A 19,553-nucleotide genomic window follows, 5' to 3' on the forward strand; every position below is an offset into this window, starting at 1 on the left:
GGCTTCCGCGGCCCCTTAGACTTAGGACATGCCTCTAGTTCCCGCAGACGATTCCCTCCCCAGCCCAGCCGGTACAGCACTGCAGGCAGTCTTCTGGGATATGGACGGCACCATCGTAGACACCGAGCCGTACTGGATCGCTGCTGAAAAGGAACTGACCTCCGAATTCGGGGTCGATTGGACTGATGCCCAGGCCGAAGCCATGGTGGGCCAGGCGCTGGAAACCAGCGCCGGCATGCTCCAGCGCGCCGGGGTTCCCCTCGGGTCCCGCGAAATCATCGACCGGCTGATCGGGCAGGTCGCGGAGCAGGTGCGCCGCCAGGTGCCTTGGCGTCCCGGAGCCCGCGAACTGCTGGAGGACCTGCGGGCAGCCGGGATCCCGTGCGCCCTGGTCACCATGTCCGAGCCGGTGCTGGCCGGGGAAATCGTCCGCGCCCTCCCGGCCGGAACGTTCGACGTCGTCGTTACCGGCGACATGGTGAGCAGTGGCAAGCCCGACCCGGAGCCCTATCAGCTTGCCTTCGACACCCTGGCCGCGGCTGTGCCGGGACTGGATAAGGCCTCGGTTGTGGCCATTGAAGATTCCCTGCCCGGCGCCACCTCCGCACAGTCGGCAGGCCTGGTCACCCTCGCGGTACCGAACTTCGTACCCCTGCCGCCGGGCATGTTCCACCATGTGTGGGACTCGCTGGCGGGCCGTGGAGTGGGCCAGCTGTCCCGGCTGCTTCCCGGTTCCGTCCTGGAGGCGGCCAGGTGAGCAGCACCGGACCCGCCGGCACCGGACGCAGGGAGGGGATCCCGCTCGGCAGCATTGCAGGGGTTCCCGTGTTCCTGGCATATTCATGGTTCCTCATCGCGGCACTGATCGTCGCCGTATTCGGACCGCAGATACGCAGTGCCTTCCCGTATCTGGGAGCCGGCGCCTATGCCGTGGCTCTGGGCTATTCCATCCTGCTGCTGCTCTCCGTGCTGGCGCACGAGGCGGCCCACGCTCTCACCGCCCGTGCCTACCACTGGCCGACGTCGAAGATCGTCCTCACGCTGTGGGGCGGGCACACCCAGTTCGGTGACCTGCGCTCCACGCCGGGACGCTCCCTGCTGGTCGCCCTGGCGGGACCTGCCGCCAATTTCCTGCTCGCCGCAGCCGGGTTCGGGATCCTGCAGCTCCTTCCGGACCTGAGCGTGGCAGCCCTGGTAACCCTCGTCTTTGTTTACGCCAACGCCTTGGTGGCTGTCTTCAACGTGCTGCCCGGGCTTCCGCTTGACGGCGGGCGGATCGTGGAAAGCACCGTCTGGAAAATCACCGGTTCACAGGAACGCGGCACCGTTGCCGCCGGCTGGGCAGGCCGCGTCGTCGCGGTCCTGCTCCTGGCGGCCGTCTTTGTGCCCATCTATCTCCGGGACGACGTACCGTCGCTGAGCCTGGTCCTGCTGGCCGCCCTCCTGTCCAGCTTCCTGTGGATGGGGGCGGGAGCCGCGATCGATAACGCTCGGGTACGGCTGCGGCTGCCGCAGGTCACCGCCGCGGCCCTCATGGCGCCCGCGGTGTCCCTGCCCATCAGTGCGCCCGTCGCCCAGGCACTCCGGCTGGCCCGTGAGCACCCTGCCGCCGTGGTCGTAGCCACCGCTGACACCGGCCAGCCCGAAGCCGTCGTCGACGCCGGTGCGCTGGCTTCCGTTCCGCCCGAGCAGGCCGGGCAGATACCGGTCAGCGCCGTAGCCCGCCCGCTGGCAGCCGGCGCCTACGTCCCCGAAGCCGCCACCGGCCAGGAGCTCGTCCAGTACCTGGCCCAGCTGCAGGGCAGCGAATACGCAGTGATCAACCGGGACGGCAGAGTCACCGGCATGCTCTACCAGGCCGCCGTCGTCGCCGCAGTCACCGGGAAACGGACCCGCGGAGGGCGCTAAGGCCTCCAGTTTTTCAGCCTCACCACGCAGGCCGGCGGAACATCGCCGGCTCCTACAGACCCGCAAGAGAACCAAAGGAAAACCATGAACTCCCACCACCAGGAGCAGCCCACAACTGCTGCACCCCACGGCGCCGAGATCCGCAGGGGACCGCTCCGCCCCGGGGAACGGGTCCAGCTCACGGACGAAAAGGGCCGCCGCAACACCATTACCCTCACCGAGGGCGGCGCTTTCCACACCCACCGCGGCTACCTGCAGCACGACACCGTCATCGGCCTGCCCGAAGGGTCCGTCGTGTCCAATACGGCCGGACACCAGTACCAGATCCTGCGCCCGCTGCTTTCCGACTTCGTCCTCTCCATGCCGCGCGGCGCCGCCGTCGTCTACCCCAAGGACGCCGCCCAGATCGTCACCATGGCGGACATCTACCCGGGCGCACGCGTAGTGGAAGCCGGCGTCGGATCCGGAGCCCTGAGCATTTCGCTGCTGCGCGCCGTCGGAGACAAGGGCAGCCTGCATTCCTTTGAACGGCGCGAGGAATTCGCCCAGATTGCCCGCGGCAACGTGGAGACCTTCTTCGGCGGACCGCACCCGGCCTGGGACATCACCCTCGGTGATTTCCAGGACGAAGTGGTCAAAACCGAAGAACCGGGCAGCGTGGACCGGGTGGTCCTCGACATGCTGGCACCGTGGGAATGCACCGACGCCGTAGCCACAGTGCTCGCCCCGGGCGGAGTGTGGATCTCCTACGTGGCCACCGTCACGCAGCTCTCCCGCACCGCCGAAGCCATCCGCGCCGACGGCCGCTTCACGGAGCCGGACGGCTGGGAATCCATGGTCCGCGGCTGGCACCTGGAGGGCCTGGCCGTGCGTCCGGACCACCGCATGGTGGCCCACACCGGCTTCCTGCTGACCGCCCGCCGGCTTGCGGAAGGCGCCACCGGCCTCGTCGCCAAGCGCCGTGCCTCCAAAACCAATTTCAGCGAAGAGGACCTGAACGCCTGGACTCCCGCAGCTGTGGGCGAACGCGAGGTCTCCGCCCACAAGCTGCGCCGCGCCGCCAAGGATGCCAGCTCCACCGTGCAGCGCGGAGCCCTTGAAAACGCTGAAAAGTTCCAGCAGGAGACCGACACCCCATAGCGGGAGGTACCGGCGAAACACAAGACGCCGGACCCGCTGTATCTTGCGCAGCCCTGGGTTACTGTCATTGGACAGACCCAGAGCTACGTGAAGGCGGTCCGTATCATGGCTGAACCAGAGAACGTCGGTCCCGGGACAGGGGAATCCCGTCCAGTGTCCACAGCGGCTGCAGCAGGTCCCGAGGCACGCCAGGTGAACATCCTCCGCGACAAACTCCGGAATCTGGACCGGCAGCTGGCGACCCTCACCCACAACAATGCCCGGCTTGTGGCCATGCTGGAGACCGCGAAGGCGGAAATTATCCGGTTGAAGGACGCCCTGGAAAACGAGGGCGCCACACCCTTCAGCTTCGGCACCGTCCTGGGCGTGAACCAGCGCCGGGAGGCGGTGCCCGGCGTCACCACCGTGGCGGCCATGCAGGAAAGCCTGGACATCATCCAGTCCGGCCGCAAGCTCCGGGTGGCCGTCTCGCCCCTCCTGGACCTGGGACAGGTGGTTCCGGGCCAGGAGGTGCTCCTCAACGAGTCCCTCACCGTTATTGCGGCCCTCGGCTTCGAACGTGCCGGCGAGCTGTTCACGGTGAAGGAACTCCTGGAGCCGGACCGGGTGCTGGTGATTGGACGGGCCGACGACGAGCGCGTGGTCCGGCTCAACGGACCCCTGGGGCAGGAGAAGGTCCGCGTAGGCGATGCGCTGACGGTGGACACCCGGATCGGGTACGCGCTGGAGAAGATTCCGCGCAGCGAAGTGGAGAACCTGGTCCTGGAAGAGGTCCCGGATATCTCCTACGCCGACATTGGCGGCCTCGGCCCGCAGATCGAGCAGATCCGCGACGCCGTCGAGCTGCCGTTTATGCACCCCGACCTCTACCGCGAACACGGCTTGAAGCCGCCCAAGGGCATCCTGCTGTACGGCCCTCCCGGCTGCGGCAAGACCCTGATCGCAAAGGCTGTGGCGCATGCCCTGGCCGCCCGGGTGATGGAGCAGACCGGAACGCTGGGCGCCCGCAGCTACTTCCTGAACATCAAGGGACCGGAACTGCTGGACAAGTATGTGGGGGAGACCGAGCGCCACATCCGGCTGATTTTCGGCCGTGCCCGGGAGAAGGCGTCCGACGGCAGCCCCGTGGTGGTGTTCTTCGACGAAATGGACTCGCTGTTCCGCACCCGCGGCACCGGGGTGTCCTCCGACGTCGAAACCACCATCGTCCCCCAGCTGCTCAGCGAAATTGACGGGGTGGAGAAGCTGGAGAACGTCATTGTCATCGGTGCCTCGAACCGGGAGGACATGATCGATCCGGCTATCCTGCGCCCCGGCCGGCTGGACGTGAAGATCAAGATCCAGCGGCCCGACGCCGAAGGTGCCGCCGAGATCTTTGCCAAATACCTCACCCCGGACCTGCCGCTGCACCGCGAGGACCTGGCGGAACACGGTTACGATCCGGTGGAAACCGTCAGCGAAATGGTCCGCCGCACCGTCGAAAAGATGTACGCCGAGGACAAGGCCAACGAGTATCTGGAAGTCACCTACGCCAACGGCGACACTGAGATGCTCTACTTCAAGGACTTCAATTCCGGAGCGGTGATCCAGAACGTAGTGGACCGGGCCAAGAAGTACGCCATTAAGGACCTGTTGCAGCTGCACCAGCGCGGCCTGCGAATCGAGCACCTGATGCGTGCCGTGGTGGACGAGTTCCGCGAGCACGAGGACATGCCCAACACCACCAACCCGGATGACTGGGCACGGATCTCGGGGAAGAAGGGCGAGCGGATCACCTACATCCGCACTATCGTCCAGGGCAAGGCGGGCCAGGAACCGGGCCGTACCATCGAGACCGCGGCCAACCCGGGACAGTATCTGTGACCGTGCGCCGTGTGATGGGGACGGAAACCGAGTACGGCGTCCTGGCTCCGTCCCTGCCGTCCGCCAACGCGACCGTCCTCTCCAGCCAGATCGTCAACGCCTATGCGGCCACGCTGCGGACGGGCACGGGCAACCTGTCCGGAACCCGCTGGGACTACACGGACGAGGCGCCGCTGAACGACGCACGCGGATACGCCGTGCCCCGCGCCGCGGCGGATCCCACCCAGCTCACCGACGAACCCCCGGTGCTGGACGCCGAACAAATCGCCATGGAAGGCGGCGGACCGGCCGCCCTCTACGGGGAGCAGACCGCCGACAACCCGGTGCTGATGAACATGGTCCTGGGCAACGGCGCACGCCTGTATGTGGACCACGCCCATCCCGAGTATTCCTCGCCCGAAGTCACCCGGCCCCGCGACGCGGTGCTGTGGGACAAGGCCGGCGACGCCGTGGTGCTGGCGGCCATGCGGCACATTGCCCGCATGCCCGGCTTTGCCCCGGTGCACCTGTACAAAAACAACACCGACAACAAGGGCGTGTCCTACGGTTCCCACGAGAACTACCTGGTGCCGCGCAGCGTCCCCTTCGGGGCGCTGGTCAGCGGGCTCGTGCCGTTCTTCGTGTCGCGCCAGGTCATCGCCGGATCCGGCCGGGTGGGCATTGGCACCAATAACCAGCGCCAGGGTTTCCAGCTGAGCCAGCGCGCGGATTTCTTCGAAACGGAAGTCGGACTGGAAACCACCATCCGCCGTCCAATCATCAATACCCGGGACGAGCCGCATTCGGTCGCGGAAAAGTACCGCCGGCTGCACGTGATCATCGGGGATGCGAACCTCAGCGAGGTTTCCGCCCTGCTGAAAATCGGCACCACGGCGGCAGTCCTGTCCATGATCGAAGCCGGGACCGCCCCCGCCGTCGAACTCCGCGACCCCGTGGGTGCGCTGCAGGCGATCAGCCACGACCCCACCCTCGAGCAGCTGGTGGAGCTGACGGACGGCCGGATGGTCACCGGCCTGGACCTGCAGGAGATCTACTGCGAAGCGGCAGCGGCACACGCCCGTGCGGGCGGCGGAAGCGACCCGGACACCGAGGACATCCTCACCCGCTGGGCCGCACTGCTGGGGACCCTCAAGCGGGACCCGATGGAGGCTGCCGCCTCCGTCGACTGGGTGGCGAAGCTGAAGCTGATGCAGGCCTACCGCGAGCGTGACGGGCTGGCCTGGTCGGACGCGCGGCTGCACCTGGTGGACCTGCAGTACTCGGATATGCGTCCGGAGAAGGGGCTCTATTACCGCCTTGCGGCCAGGGGACAGATGGAACGCGTGCTCACCGACGAGGAGATTGCCCGGGCCGTCATCCGCCCGCCGGACGACACCCGGGCGTACTTCCGCGGGAACTGCCTCACCCGGTTCCCGAAGGAAGTCATCGGTGCGAGCTGGGATTCCATCATCTTCGAACTTCCCTCCCGGCGGCGGCTCCAGCGGATCCCGACCCGGGAGCCGCTGCGCGGAACCCGGGCGCTGACCGAAGAACTCTTCAACGCATCCGCCGATGCGGAAGATTTTGTCGCCAGACTCCTGACCGGTTCGGATGCCACCGTGGCACCATAGGACTAGGATTCAACCCCCGGGCAAGAAAGGGCTAGGCATCATGGCAACCCAGGACCGCAAAACCACCGGAACGCATCCAGTTGAAGAAGAAGAAACAGAGGCCGTCCCTGCCCCGGCAACCGAGGCGGAAGCATCCACCGAGACTGAGGGCGTAGACGACCTCCTGGACGAAATCGACGGCGTGCTGGAAAGCAACGCCGAAGAATTCGTCCGCGGCTTCATCCAAAAGGGCGGTCAGTAACGGATGGCCCCCCGGGACCCTGCCGCCTCCATCCACCAAGCCCCCTCCGCTTCCTTTACCGACCACCTCACCCGGCACCGCCCCGAACTGCTGCCCTCCTCCCGCTCCCTGGGACCGGCGTCGCAGGGGTCCGCTGCGGATCTGGCCCCGCAGGCCACAACCATCGTCTCCCTGACGTACGCCGGGGGAGTCCTGATGGCGGGGGACCGGCGTGCCACGATGGGCAACATGATTGCCAGCCGGCACATCAAGAAGGTCTTTCCTGCGGACAACTTCTCCGTGCTGGGCATTGCCGGCACGGCGGGGCTGGCCCTGGACATGATCCGGCTGTTCCAGGTGGAACTGGAGCATTACGAAAAAATCGAAGGAACGCCCATGAGCCTGGACGGCAAGTCCAACCGGCTTGCGGCCATGGTGCGTTCCAACCTTCCCTTGGCGCTGCAGGGGCTGGCCGTGGTCCCGCTCTTCGCCGGGTTCGACACCCAGCGGCGTACGGGACGGCTCTTCTCCTACGACGTGACCGGGGGCCGGTATGAAGAGTACGAGCACCACAGTGTGGGCTCGGGCTCGGTCTTCGCCCGCGGCGCCCTGAAGAAACTCTGGCGGCCGAACCTGGATGAGGAGGAAGCGGTGCGGGTGGCAGTGGAATCCCTCTACGACGCGGCCGACGACGACTCAGCCACAGGCGGACCGGACATGGTCCGGCGGCTCTGGCCCGTGGTTTTCGTGGTCAACAGCGCCGGCAACCGGGAGATCCCCGAGCGGGAACTGCAGCAGCTGTCCCATGACCTGATCTCAAGGCGCACCGCCGCCGGACTGGAGGCGTAGCCGTGACCCAGCAGTTCTACGTCTCGCCCGAACAGCTGATGAAGGACCGGGCGGACTTCGCCCGGAAAGGCATTGCCCGGGGACGCTCGGTAGTGGTCCTGACCTGCCGCGAGGGCATCGCCCTGGTGGCGGAAAACCCTTCGCCGTCCCTCCACAAGCTCAGTGAAATCTACGACCGGATAGGTTTCGCCGCCGTCGGCAAATACAACGAATTCGAATCCCTCCGCCAGGCAGGCATCCGCTTCGCCGATGTGCGCGGCTATTCCTATTCGCGTGAAGATGTTTCAGCACGGGGGCTGGCCAGTGTGTACGCGCAGAGCCTCGGATCGGTGTTCACCACCGAGGGAAAGCCCTTCGAAGTCGAACTGGCCGTGGCGGAGGTGGGGGAGGACCCCTACTCGGACCGCCTGTACCGGCTGAACTTCGACGGCTCCATTGCGGATGAAAGCAATTACACCGTGATGGGCGGACAGGCGGAAATCGTCAACGAAGCCCTGAGCCGGACCTGGAGCCAGGACGCCGGTTTCGCCTCCGCCATCAGGACCGCCGTCAACGCCCTCTCCGCCACCCGGTCAGCTGAGGGAACAGGTAACGGCCAGCCGGCGGAACCACTGGGCGCCGGCCTGCTCGAAGTAGCCGTCCTCGACCGGGATCCGTTGTCCACGCGAGGCACCGTACGGGCGTTCCGCAGGATAAACACCGTTGAGCTGGACCGTCTGTTGTCCAGCGCGGAAGGAGACTGATGGACCGCAGGATCTACGGGGTGGAAACAGAATTCGGCATCGCTTATTCCGGACCCGATTCCCGTCCCCTTTCCCCCGAGGAAGTAGCCCGCTATCTCTTCCGCAAGGTGGTCAGCTGGGGCCGCTCCTCCAATGTCTTCCTGACCAACGGCTCCCGGCTCTACCTCGATGTGGGGTCGCATCCGGAGTACGCCACCGCAGAGTGTGACGACCTGGCACAGCTGGTGGCCCACGACCGGGCCGGCGAGCTCATCCTGGACGACCTGGTCGAAGAAGCGGAGGACCGGCTCAAGGCCGAGGGCTTCAACGGCAGCGTCTACCTCTTCAAGAACAACACCGATTCCGCCGGGAACTCCTACGGCAGCCACGAAAACTACCTCATTCCACGCCGCCTCGAGTTCTCCCGGCTGGCCGATGTCCTCATACCGTTCCTGGTGACCCGCCAGCTCCTGGTCGGTGCGGGCAAGGTGCTGAAGACCCAGTCAGGATCCCTGTTCGCGTTCTCCCAGCGGGCGGACCACATCTGGGAGGGCGTTTCCTCGGCCACCACGCGGTCCCGGCCGATCATCAATACCCGGGACGAGCCGCACGCCGACGCCGAGCACTACCGGCGCCTGCACGTGATCGCAGGCGACTCCAACATGTCCGAGACCACCATGCTCCTCAAGGCCGGGTCCGTGGACCTGATGCTGCGGATGATCGAGGCCGGTGTGCTGATGCGGGACCTGCGCCTGGAAAACCCGATCCGCAGCATCCGGGAAACCTCCCACGACCTCTCCGGCCGGCAGCCGTTGAAGCTGGCCAACGGGTCCACCATGACGCCGCTGGACCTGCAGCGGATCTACCTGCAGCGGGTCCAGGACTTCGTGGCTGCGAACGGTGAGCACAACCGGCACGTTGGACGGATCATCGATCTGTGGACACGCACCCTGAACGCCATCGAATCCGGCGACCACACCGGGATCGACACCGAGATCGACTGGGCCATCAAGAAGAAACTGGTGGACCGGGTGGGGGAGCGGCATGGTCTCGACATGGCTTCCCCGCGCCTGGCCCAGGTGGACCTGACCTATCACGACATTTCCCGTCGCCGGGGATTGTTCTATCTGCTGCAGGCGCGCGGGGAAACAGCCCGCGTCGTGGAGGACAGCGATATCAAGGAAGCCGTGGACCAACCGCCGCAGACCACCCGTGCCAAGCTGCGCGGCGACTTCGTCCGGCGCGCCAAGACCGCCAACCGCGATTTCACGGTGGACTGGGTGCACCTCAAGCTCAATGACCGGGCGCAGCAGACGGTGCTCTGCAAAGACCCGTTCGCCTCTGTCGACGAGCGCGTCGAGGCCCTCCTTTCCACTCTCTGACGCGCCGCCCGGCCCCATCCCGGCCCCATCCCGGCACCGCCCGCCGGCAATGCCCCCCGCACCTCACCTAGGTTTCGTCCAGCCGGACCGGCTAGTGTGGGCCTGTTGCGGCCGCACGCGGCGTCCGGCTGCCCGGCGTAGCGGCGCCTGCGAAAGGCCGCACTGCTCACCGTCCACCACTGAAAGAAGTACTGTGCGTAAAGTACTAGCCATCCTCCTGCCTTTCCTGCTGTTCCTCACCGCCTGCTCCGGCGGCGACGGCGACGCAGCCCCGGTCACCGGCCCGCTGTCCTCCGTGAAGATTGAACGCGGCGATGAGGAGACCTCGGTCCCCACCGTCGAATTCGATGCTCCGCTCAGCGCCGACGAGCCAACCCTGAACCGCATCAACGACGGCGACGGCAAGGAAGTCGCAGCCGACCAGACGGCCATGATCCGCCTCGCTATCGTCAACCCCGAAGACGGTACCGTCGGCCAGGAGACCTACAGTGCCGAAAGCGCCGAAGCCATCGCCGTGGATGAGAGCCTGAAGACCGGCAATTCGCAGATGTATGACGCCCTCCTGGGCGCTCCCGTCGGCTCCGACTTTGCCTACTTCATTCCGGCCAGTGAAGAGAACGGTACGGAAGCCAACTTCGTCGTCTTCACCATCACCGATGCAGTGGACGCCGAACCGGCCCTTTCCCCGGATGAAGCCGCCGCCCGGAACGAGGACGGCACCCTCCTGATGAGCAGCGAGGAGGTCGACGCCCTTGAAGCCGAAGGCAAGCTGCCCGAGGTCACCTTCGCCGAAGACGGCACCCCGTCCATCACCATCCCGGAAGGCGCCGAGGAACCGGACCGCCTGATCGTGAAGGTCCTTGAGGAAGGCGACGGACCGGTACTGGAGGCAACCGGCACGGTGAAGGCCGGCTACCTGGGCGTAAGCCTGCGGGACGGCAGCACCTTCGACTCCAGCTACGAGCGCGGCGAGCCGGCCGAGTTCCCGCTGGGCAACGTGATTCCCGGGTGGACCTACGGCCTGGCCGGTCAGAAGGCCGGCTCCAAGGTCCTGCTGGTCCTGCCGTCCGAACTGGCCTACGGTGATCCCGCCGCGGGCAGCAGCCCTTCCGGACCCCTGGTCTTCGTCGTGGACATCCAGGAAGTCAAGTAGCCTTAACATCTGACCCATCCGACACAAGGAGCACCAATGTCATTCGGAAAGCGTGAATACGACCGTCAGAAGCCGGAGATTGATTTCCCGGCCCACGATGCACCCACCGACCTCGTCATCGAGGACCTCGTGGTCGGCGACGGCCAGGAAGTAAAGGCCGGAGACACGGTTTCCACCCACTATGTGGGCGTTGCCTTCTCCACCGGTGAGGAGTTCGACGCGTCCTGGAACCGGGGCGCACCCCTGGACTTCCGGGTCGGCGTGGGCCAGGTCATCCAGGGCTGGGACCAGGGCCTGCTGGGCATGAAGGTAGGCGGCCGCCGCCGGCTGGAAATCCCCTCCTCCATGGCCTACGGCGACCGCGGTGCCGGTTCGGCCGTGGCCCCGGGCGAGTCCCTGATCTTCGTTGTGGACCTGCTCGGCGTCCGCTGATCCGTACTGCCTGAAAGGGGCGGGACTGCTGTCATCAACGACGGCGGTTCCGCCCCTTCGCATGTGACGGCCCGGAAGGAAGGTAGATTAGCTCCCGTGTCCGCCAAGAGAACCGAACGCCTCCTGAACCTGGTCATTGCGCTGCTCTCCACGCGCAGGGGCTTCACCAAGCACGAGTTGTTCGAAGAGATTGAACTGTACGGAGAAGCCGCCACCGCCGATGCCCGGGAGAAACTCTTCGACCGCGACAAGGCCTTCCTGCGCGAGCAGGGGATCCCGGTGGAGTCCTACAGCGAAGAAACCCTGTTCGAGGACAACACCACCCAGCGCTACCGCATCCGGCAGGACGCCTACCGCCTCCCGGGCGTCCGCTTCACCCCCGAGGAATCCGCAGTCCTGACCCTTGCGGCCCGCATGTGGGACCAGGCCTCGCTCGGCTCCGCGGCAGCCCGTGCACTGCGCAAACTCCATGCCCGGGGAGTGCTGCCCGATGACGCCGGCAGCATCCCCCTCCAGCCCAGCATCCGCACCAACGATCCGCACTTCAACGAGATCTGGCGGGCAGCGACCACCCGCACCCCGGTCACCTTCGGCTACCGGCCCCCGGGCTCCGCCGCCCAGTCCGTACGCCGGGTCCAGCCCTGGGGAATGGGCAGCCGTTTCGGCCACTGGTACCTCGTGGGCTACGACCTGGACCGGGCAGCGGAGCGCATCTTCCGGCTTTCCCGCATGGAAGGCCCGGTCCGGCTGCGCACCGGGACCTACACGGTGCCCGCGGACTTCGACATCGATGCTTCCCTCGCCTCCCTGGATGGGCTGTACGCTCCGCAGCCGGCCGCCGTCGAGGTGCGCCACGGTGCCGGGGCCGCCCTGCGGATGCAGGCAGAATCGGTCGAAGCGGCTGCCGGCGGCAGGGATCGGCTGAAGCTGAGCGTCCGCGACCTGGACGCACTGGCCGCGGACACCGCCGCCCTCGGCGCGGCAGCCGTAGCCGTGGAGCCAGCCGACTACGTGGACGCCGTCCGCGCTGCCCTTACCCGCGCCCTCCAGGCACAAAGCCTGCCGCTTCCGGACTTCGAACTGGCCGAAGCCGCCGCGCCGGCCCGACGCCCGGCAACGGGCGCCCAGGACCGGCTTACCCGGCTCCTGGACCTGGTGCCCTACGTCCTCGCGAACCAGGGTGCGGACATGAACGAGACCGCCGCTGCCTTCGGTGTCAGCAAGGAACAACTCGCCAAGGACCTGGACCTGTTGTTCGTCAGCGGCCCCCGGCACTACCCCAACGAACTGATGGATGTCAGTTTCGACGACGACCGGATCTACATCGAGAACGCCGACAACCTCTCCGAGCCGGTGCGTTTCGGCATGGACGAGGCCGCGGCGCTGATCGTCGGCCTCGACACGCTGTCGGCGCTGCCGGGCATCGGTTCCTCCGCCGCGGTTGCCAGCACCCTGGAGAAGCTGACGGAAGCCGCGGGGGAGGCGGGCGGCGTCGGAACCGCCGTCGCGGCCCGCCTGGACGACGCCGCCGGCGGCACCGTGCTGGCCGAACTCCAACAGGCCATCACCGGCACCCGCCAGCTCGAGCTGCGCTATCTGGTGCCGCGCCGGGACGAACTCACGCTCCGCACCGTCGACCCGCGCCGCCTCTTCTCGGTGGACGACACCTGGTACCTCGAAGCCTGGTGCCACCGGGCCGAGGCGCCGCGTAATTTCCGCGTCGACCGGATCCACGGAGTACGGGATACCGGCGCGGCGCTGACCCACGCGCCCGAGCCCGGCGCCGCGTTCCCTTCCAGCCTGTTCACGCCTGGTCCGCTGGATCAGCGGGTCACCCTGGTCCTGGAGCCGGCCGCCCTCTGGGTTGCCGAGGCCTACGACGCGGAGCGGCAGGCGCCCCTGGCGGACGGCCGTACGGCCGTGGAACTGCGCACTGCGGATACCGGCTGGATTCCTGCGTTCACAGCCCGGCTGGGCGGGGCCGCCGCCGTTGCGGCACCCGCGGATCTGCGGCAGGCCACCCTGGCCTGGCTGCAGGAGGCGGCCGCAAACTATCCGCCCGCCTAGCCTCCGGTCGGATCGTACAGCCGTCTCCACTATGCTGGGGGTATGCCTTGGTGGTCCTGGATACTGATTTGGTTTGCCCTTGTGGCAGGCGCCGCAGGCTTCTATGCCCTCATCGGCTACCGGTTGTTCCGGCGGTTTCTTGGCATCCTCCGGGAATTCGAAGCTGCTTCCGCGAAGCTGACCTTGAAGGCACCGGACACCGTTCCGTCCACCGTCGTCGACGAGGAACCCGCGGGCATCTTCACTGAACCGGCCCAGGCGCGGAAGGCGTACGACGCCGGCAAGGCCGCCCGCATCGAGGCCAGGCGCCGCCGCCGCGTCGAGCGGCGTATGGCCAAGGGCCAGCCGCGGGCATGGCGGGATTTCCCGGAACTCTGACATAGAATATTCTCCAACGAAAGGACACCGCCATGAGGCTTGAAGGCTGGCAAATCATCGTTATTGTCGTACTGGCTCTCCTGCTCTTCGGCGCCCCGAAGCTTCCGGGACTGGCAAGGAGCCTGGGGCAGTCCCTTCGCATCTTCAAGTCCGAAGTGCGCCAGATGAAGGACGACGACAAGGACCCGGCTTCGACCGATCCGATGGAGGGCCGGGTGGTTCCTCCCGGAGCGCATCCGAAGGCCTCCGAGCAGACGTTCTTCCCCGGGCAGACCCCGCCGTCCGGCACTCCGGGCGCATCCCCGGACTCTGCGGGTAACCCGCCAACCAGCCGCTAGCAGCCGTGGCGCTGAGCAAAGGGCGCAAATCCAACCCAGAAGGGCGGATGGCCCTTAAAGAGCATCTGCGGGAATTCCGCAACCGGCTCTTCAAATCCGCCATCGCTGTCCTGTTGGGCACCGTTGGCGGATTCTTCCTGTACCTGCCCGTATTTGAAGCGCTGACCCAGCCACTGCTGGATGCCGGCAACAGCGACGGCCGGTTCACCACCATCAACTTTGAAGGCGTGGCCACCCCGTTCGACCAAATGGTCCAGGTGTCGGTCTTCGTCGGCCTGCTGGTCTCCAGCCCGGTGTGGCTCTACCAGGCGTGGGCGTTCATCACCCCGGGACTGAAGCGCAGGGAACGCCGTGCCGCCCTGGGCTTCCTGGCGGCCGCCGTACCGCTGTTCATCGGCGGCGTGTACCTGGCCTGGCTGATCCTGCCCAACGCGGTCCGCGTCCTCACCGAGTTCACCCCCGAAGGCGGCTCAAACGTCATCACTGCCTCGGTCTACCTGGCGTTTGTGCTGCGGCTGATGCTCGCCTTCGGCATTGCCTTCCTGATTCCGGTCTTCCTGGTGGGACTGAACCTGGCCGGGCTCCTGGCCGGCCGGACCATCATCAAGTACTGGCGTATTACGGTATTCCTCATCTGCCTTTTCGCAGCCATGGCGGCTCCCGGTGCCGACGCCCTGAGCATGTTCTACCTGGCTGCACCGCTCCTGGCGCTGTTCGCCCTGGCGGTGGGCATCTGCCTGATCAATGACCGGCGCCGCGTCCGGAAACAGGCTGCGCGCGAAGCCGCCGTGGAGGCCGACGCCGACAAGGCGACCCCCATCAACAAGCTGTAGGGCCGGCCGGGGGCCGTTCGCCCACCGATGATTGTGGCAATCGGCCGCGGGCACAGCGCATAGGCTGGGTTTATGACTTCTCCTTCGGAGCGGTACCTTGCCGCGAAACAACGTTCCGAACATGCCAGGACCCGGCTGGGTGTCTTCGAGCAGTCGCTGGGCTTCGAGCTGGACGCGTTCCAGTCCGACGCCTGCCGGTCCCTCGAAGCCGGCCGCGGCGTCCTCGTCGCCGCCCCCACGGGAGCCGGCAAGACGGTGGTGGGGGAGTTTGCCGTGTACCTCGCCCTGCAGCAGGGGCTGAAGGCGTTCTACACCACTCCCATCAAGGCACTGAGCAACCAGAAATACACTGAGCTCGCCGCAGCCTACGGCAGCGACCGGGTCGGCCTGCTGACCGGCGACACCAGCATTAATCCGGACGCCGACGTCGTCGTTATGACCACCGAAGTGCTGCGGAACATGCTGTACTCCAACTCGGACACCCTCATGGACCTTGGCTACGTGGTCATGGATGAGGTGCATTACCTGGCGGACCGGTTCCGCGGGGCAGTGTGGGAGGAAGTCATCATCCACCTTCCTTCCGACGTGCTGGTGGTGTCGCTCAGTGCCACGGTGTCCAACGCGGAGGAATTCGGCGCGTGGCTGGACACTGTCCGCGGCGACACCGACGTGGTTGTCTCCGAGCACCGGCCCGTGCCGCTGTGGCAGCACGTCATGGTGGGACGCGAGATCTTTGACCTGTTCGAATCCGATGTGTCCTTCGACGAGGCCGCGGATGAACAGCCGGGCATCAAGGAGCGCTACCGGGTCAACCCCGAGCTGATGGAACTGGCACGCGCCGAGTCCCGTGTTACCCAGCGCAGCCACTGGGGCGGTCCGCGCGGCTCCTCCCGCGGCGGCCGGCGGGATTCCTCCCGCGGCGGGCGCCCCGGCGGCTCCGGACACCGCGGCCCGCCGATCACGCGCATCCAGCGGGCCTCCCGCCCGCAGGTCATCGCGCAGCTGGACCGCAACGGACTGCTGCCCGCCATTACGTTCATCTTTTCCCGGAACGGCTGCGAGGGGGCTGTCCGCCAGTGCGTCGAATCCGGGCTGTGGCTGACGGACGAAGACGAGCGCCGGGAAATCGCCCGCATTGTGGACGAAGCCACCCAGGACATCCCCGAGGAAGACCTCGAGGTGCTGGGCTTCTGGACCTGGCGCGAAGGCCTGGTGCGTGGTTTCGCCGCCCACCACGCCGGCATGCTGCCCACCTTCAAGGAAGTGGTCGAACGCCTCTTCGCCGCCGGATTGGTCCGCGCCGTCTTCGCCACCGAAACCCTGGCCCTGGGCATCAACATGCCGGCCCGTTCGGTCGTGCTGGAGAAGCTGGACAAGTTTAACGGGGAAGCGCATGTGGACATCACCGCGGGCGAATACACCCAGTTGACCGGACGTGCCGGACGCCGGGGGATCGACGTTGAGGGCCACGCCGTCGTGCTGTGGCAGCCCGGCACCGACCCGGCAGCCGTGGCGGGCCTGGCCTCAAGGCGCACCTACCCGCTGAACTCCAGCTTCCGGCCCACCTACAACATGAGCATCAACCTGATTGCCCAGTTCGGCAGGGAGCGCGCCCGGGAGATCCTCGAATCCTCCTTCGCCCAGTTCCAGGCCGACCGGTCCGTCGTTGGCCTGGCCAAGCAGGTGCGTTCCCGGGAGGAATCACTGGCCGGTTACGAAAAGGCCATGACCTGCCACTTGGGGGACTTCAACGAGTACGCGGCACTGCGCCGGCAGCTCTCGGACCTCGAAAACACGGCATCCAAAACGAAGGCCCGGAACCGCCGCAGTTCCGCAGCCGCGTCGCTGGAGAACCTGCGCCCCGGTGACATCGTGTTCCTTCCCGGCGGCCGGAACTCCGGCCACGCCGTCGTGTTGGACGTAGATGCGTCCGCCCGCGAGGTGCGGCCCTCGATCCTGACGGAGGACAAGCAGATCCGGCGCATCAGTGCTGCCGACCTCGACGATGCCCTCGAACCGGTCTCGCACATCCGCATCCCGAAATCCTTCAATGCCCGCTCACCCAAGGACCGTCGGGACCTCGCCTCGTCCCTGCGCAACGCCCTGCACGACCACCGGCCGCCGCGCCCCGCTGCCGCCCGCGCCAGTGCCATGCACACCGCCGGCACGGAGCGGCAGGAGAAGGCCATAGCGGAACTGCGCCGGAAGATGCGTGCCCACCCCTGCCACGGCTGCAGCGAACGGGAAGACCATGCCCGCTGGGCCGAGCGCTGGTGGAAGCTGCGCCGGGAAACCGACAACCTCGTGGGCCAGATCCGGGGCCGCACCAACACCATCGCCAAGACCTTCGACCGGGTCTGCGATGTGCTCACCCGATACGGCTACGTGGCCCCGGACAAGACCGGCATCGACACCGTGACGCCCGCCGGACAGAAGCTGCGGCGGATCTACGGCGAAAAGGACCTGCTCGTGGCCCTGTCGCTGGAACACGGTGCCTTTGCGGAGCTCGACGCCGCCGAGCTGGCCTGCCTGGCCAGCGCACTGGTCTACCAGGCAAAACGTGAAGAGCGCGGCCTGCGGCCGAAGATGCCCAGCGTCTCCCTGGAATCCGCTGTGGACACCGTGATCCGCCAGTGGTCCGAATTGACGGACCTTGAAGAGGCATCCCGGCTGCCCCAGACCACCGAGCCGGAACTCGGCCTGGTCTGGCCCATGTACAAGTGGGTCAAGGGCAAGCACCTGCAGGTGGCCCTGAACGGCACTGAGCTGGCCGCCGGGGACTTTGTCCGCTGGGCCAAGCAGGTTATCGATCTGCTGGACCAGCTGGCCAAGGTCCCGGATCTGCCGGCCGGAATGCGGCGCCGCTTCCTGGACGCCATCGGCCTGGTCCGGCGCGGCGTCGTCGCCTATTCCAACGTCGGCGACTGACCAGCCGCCGCCCACCCCACACGTCCTACAGAAAACAGGTGAGTCCTTGAACGGCAGTCCCCTTCCGAGCGCGCGCACGCTGACGCTCTACCGCAACGGCTCGGTTTACAGCGCCGGAGACCCTTTTGCCACCGCCATGCTGGTCGACGGCGACACGATCGCCTGGGTGGGTTCGGAACAGGCGGCCACGTCCATCCAGGACAGCAGGATGGACGTGGTGGATCTACGGGGCGCCCTCGTTGCCCCGGGTTTCGTGGACTCCCACGTCCACACCACCGAGCTGGGCATGTCCCTGTCTACCCTGGACCTGAGCGGGTGCACCTCCCTGGCCGATCTGCTGGACAAGGTGGCACACCATGCCGCCGGGACCACGGGCCTGATCCTGGGCTCCAACTGGGACGAATCACGCTGGCCGGAACGCCGCGCGCCCACCGCCGCCGAACTGGACGCAGCCTCCGGCAACCGGGCGGTGTACCTGTCCCGGTCGGATGTGCACTGCGCGGCCGTGTCGGGCAGTCTGGCGGCCGAACTGGGCCTGCAGGACTACGACGGCTGGGATGACGGTTTTGTCGTCCGTGCCGCCCATGACGCGGCCCGCACCGTGGCCCGCGACGCCGGCCTGGACCAGCGCGGCGTGTTCCAGCTGGCTGCCCTGAAGCATGCAGCGTCCCGCGGGGTCGTGGCCGTGACGGAAATGGCCGCACCGCATATTGCCCCGCCCGAGGATCTGCGCCGGCTGCTGGGCCTGGACGGAGCGTTGAGCGGGGACCCGCTGCCCCAGATCCTGCCCTACTGGGGCCAGCTGGTGGAGACCGAAGCCGAAGTTGCCGGGCTCGTGGAGTACTTCGAGGGCCGGCTGCTGGGTCTGGCCGGCGACCTGAACATCGACGGGTCCTTCGGCGCCCGGACGGCAGCACTGCGCGAACCGTACACCGACCGGCCCGACAGCTGCGGCACCATGTACCTCACCCCGGAGCAGGTTGGCCGGCACCTGGAACTGATGACGAAGTCGGGGCTGCAGGGCGGTTTCCACGTGATCGGCGACGCCGGCATGGACACCGCGGTTGCCGGTCTGCGGCTGGCTGCCGACGCCGTGGGGGAGGCGGCCGTCCGGGCAGCCCACCACCGGCTGGAACATGCCGAGCTGACGGATGATGCCGCCATCGCTGAACTGCTGCGTTTCGGCGTCACGGCCAGCCTCCAGCCAGGCTTCGATGCCGCCTGGGGCCACGCCGGCGGGCTGTACGAACAGCGCCTCGGCGACCGGAGCCGGAGCATGAACCGGATGGCTTCGCTGCTGTCCGCCGGCGTACCCGTGGCTTTGGGCTCCGACACCCCTGTACTGCCGCTGGATCCCTGGTCCGGGGTGCGCGCTGCGGTCTCTCATTCCAATCCGAAAGAGCGCGTCTCGGCGCGTGCGGCCTTCATTGGACACACCCGCGCCGGCTGGCGTGCGGCGGGGGAGAGCAATTTCATGCGCGGCCAGTTGGCCGCCGGAGCACCGGCATCCTTCGCCTTGTGGGAAGTACAGGAACTGATGGTCCAGACGCCCGACGCCAACGTTTCGGCGTGGAGCACGGACCCGCGGGCCGGCACGCCGCTGCTGCCGGCGCTGGACAACGGCGACGAACCGCGCTGCCTGCAGACCGTCCACAACGGCCGCGAGCTTTACCGTGCCGCGGATCTGGCCTGAACGGGAAATTACCTGCGCCCTCCGGCGCCGGCCGGCA

17 protein-coding genes are annotated in these 19,553 nt (G+C 67.1%); all 17 read left to right on the plus strand.

Annotation, left to right across the window (positions count from 1 at the left end):
• Window positions 1-28 precede the first annotated feature (28 nt).
• The 17 genes from QNO03_RS02355 to QNO03_RS02435 all read left to right on the plus strand — a co-directional run bounded on the left by QNO03_RS02355 (window position 29) and on the right by QNO03_RS02435 (window position 19,516).
• Window positions 29-757, plus strand: coding sequence for an HAD family hydrolase (locus QNO03_RS02355; RefSeq protein WP_289601672.1), 729 nt, complete (start codon window positions 29-31; stop codon window positions 755-757).
• Window positions 754-1,908: a site-2 protease family protein gene (locus tag QNO03_RS02360; protein ID WP_289601673.1), complete on the plus strand. Its 1,155-nt coding sequence runs from the start codon at window positions 754-756 to the stop codon at window positions 1,906-1,908. The genes QNO03_RS02355 and QNO03_RS02360 overlap by 4 nt, the downstream gene beginning before the upstream one ends.
• A gap of 84 nt (window positions 1,909-1,992) precedes the next feature.
• The gene (locus QNO03_RS02365) at window positions 1,993-3,048 is read left to right on the plus strand and encodes a tRNA (adenine-N1)-methyltransferase (protein WP_289601675.1); all 1,056 of its coding nucleotides are present in this window, start codon (window positions 1,993-1,995) and stop codon (window positions 3,046-3,048) included.
• Between the two features lie 105 nt (window positions 3,049-3,153).
• Complete coding sequence (gene arc, locus QNO03_RS02370) at window positions 3,154-4,911, plus strand: proteasome ATPase (RefSeq protein WP_502874535.1); 1,758 nt, start codon at window positions 3,154-3,156, stop codon at window positions 4,909-4,911.
• A 14-nt stretch (window positions 4,912-4,925) separates the two neighbouring features.
• A complete protein-coding gene (gene dop / locus QNO03_RS02375) occupies window positions 4,926-6,521 on the plus strand; it encodes a depupylase/deamidase Dop (RefSeq protein ID WP_229948905.1) in 1,596 nt (531 codons plus the stop codon).
• A 40-nt stretch (window positions 6,522-6,561) separates the two neighbouring features.
• The gene (locus tag QNO03_RS02380) at window positions 6,562-6,762 is read left to right on the plus strand and encodes a ubiquitin-like protein Pup (protein ID WP_289601676.1); all 201 of its coding nucleotides are present in this window, start codon (window positions 6,562-6,564) and stop codon (window positions 6,760-6,762) included.
• Window positions 6,763-6,765: 3 nt separating this feature from the next.
• Window positions 6,766-7,590 carry a proteasome subunit beta gene (gene prcB / locus QNO03_RS02385; protein ID WP_289601677.1) on the plus strand — a complete coding sequence of 275 codons (825 nt, stop codon included), beginning with the start codon at window positions 6,766-6,768 and terminating at the stop codon, window positions 7,588-7,590.
• A 2-nt stretch (window positions 7,591-7,592) separates the two neighbouring features.
• Window positions 7,593-8,333 carry a proteasome subunit alpha gene (gene prcA / locus QNO03_RS02390; RefSeq protein WP_229948360.1) on the plus strand — a complete coding sequence of 247 codons (741 nt, stop codon included), beginning with the start codon at window positions 7,593-7,595 and terminating at the stop codon, window positions 8,331-8,333.
• Window positions 8,333-9,694, plus strand: coding sequence for a Pup--protein ligase (pafA, locus tag QNO03_RS02395; RefSeq protein WP_289601679.1), 1,362 nt, complete (start codon window positions 8,333-8,335; stop codon window positions 9,692-9,694). Before prcA ends, pafA begins: the two co-directional genes overlap by 1 nt.
• Before the next feature lie 193 nt (window positions 9,695-9,887).
• Window positions 9,888-10,847 carry an FKBP-type peptidyl-prolyl cis-trans isomerase gene (locus QNO03_RS02400; protein ID WP_289601680.1) on the plus strand — a complete coding sequence of 320 codons (960 nt, stop codon included), beginning with the start codon at window positions 9,888-9,890 and terminating at the stop codon, window positions 10,845-10,847.
• A gap of 36 nt (window positions 10,848-10,883) precedes the next feature.
• On the plus strand, window positions 10,884-11,279 hold the full coding sequence (locus QNO03_RS02405) for an FKBP-type peptidyl-prolyl cis-trans isomerase (RefSeq protein WP_229948368.1): 396 nt from the start codon (window positions 10,884-10,886) through the stop codon (window positions 11,277-11,279).
• A 96-nt stretch (window positions 11,280-11,375) separates the two neighbouring features.
• Window positions 11,376-13,346, plus strand: coding sequence for a helix-turn-helix transcriptional regulator (locus tag QNO03_RS02410; protein WP_289601681.1), 1,971 nt, complete (start codon window positions 11,376-11,378; stop codon window positions 13,344-13,346).
• A gap of 42 nt (window positions 13,347-13,388) precedes the next feature.
• Window positions 13,389-13,724, plus strand: coding sequence for a hypothetical protein (locus QNO03_RS02415; RefSeq protein ID WP_289601683.1), 336 nt, complete (start codon window positions 13,389-13,391; stop codon window positions 13,722-13,724).
• Between the two features lie 32 nt (window positions 13,725-13,756).
• Window positions 13,757-14,062, plus strand: a complete 306-nt coding sequence (gene tatA / locus QNO03_RS02420; RefSeq protein ID WP_229948374.1) for a Sec-independent protein translocase subunit TatA — start codon at window positions 13,757-13,759, stop codon at window positions 14,060-14,062.
• A gap of 47 nt (window positions 14,063-14,109) precedes the next feature.
• Window positions 14,110-14,895 carry a twin-arginine translocase subunit TatC gene (gene tatC, locus QNO03_RS02425; protein ID WP_229948376.1) on the plus strand — a complete coding sequence of 262 codons (786 nt, stop codon included), beginning with the start codon at window positions 14,110-14,112 and terminating at the stop codon, window positions 14,893-14,895.
• 72 nt (window positions 14,896-14,967) lie between these two features.
• Entirely contained in the window at window positions 14,968-17,823 is a 2,856-nt protein-coding gene (locus tag QNO03_RS02430) for a DEAD/DEAH box helicase (RefSeq protein WP_289601686.1), read from the plus strand.
• A gap of 46 nt (window positions 17,824-17,869) precedes the next feature.
• Window positions 17,870-19,516: an amidohydrolase gene (locus QNO03_RS02435; RefSeq protein ID WP_289601687.1), complete on the plus strand. Its 1,647-nt coding sequence runs from the start codon at window positions 17,870-17,872 to the stop codon at window positions 19,514-19,516.
• Window positions 19,517-19,553: the final 37 nt, after the last annotated feature.

The organism is Arthrobacter sp. zg-Y877, from assembly GCF_030373105.1.
Taxonomy (GTDB): Bacteria; Actinomycetota; Actinomycetes; order Actinomycetales; family Micrococcaceae; genus Arthrobacter_B.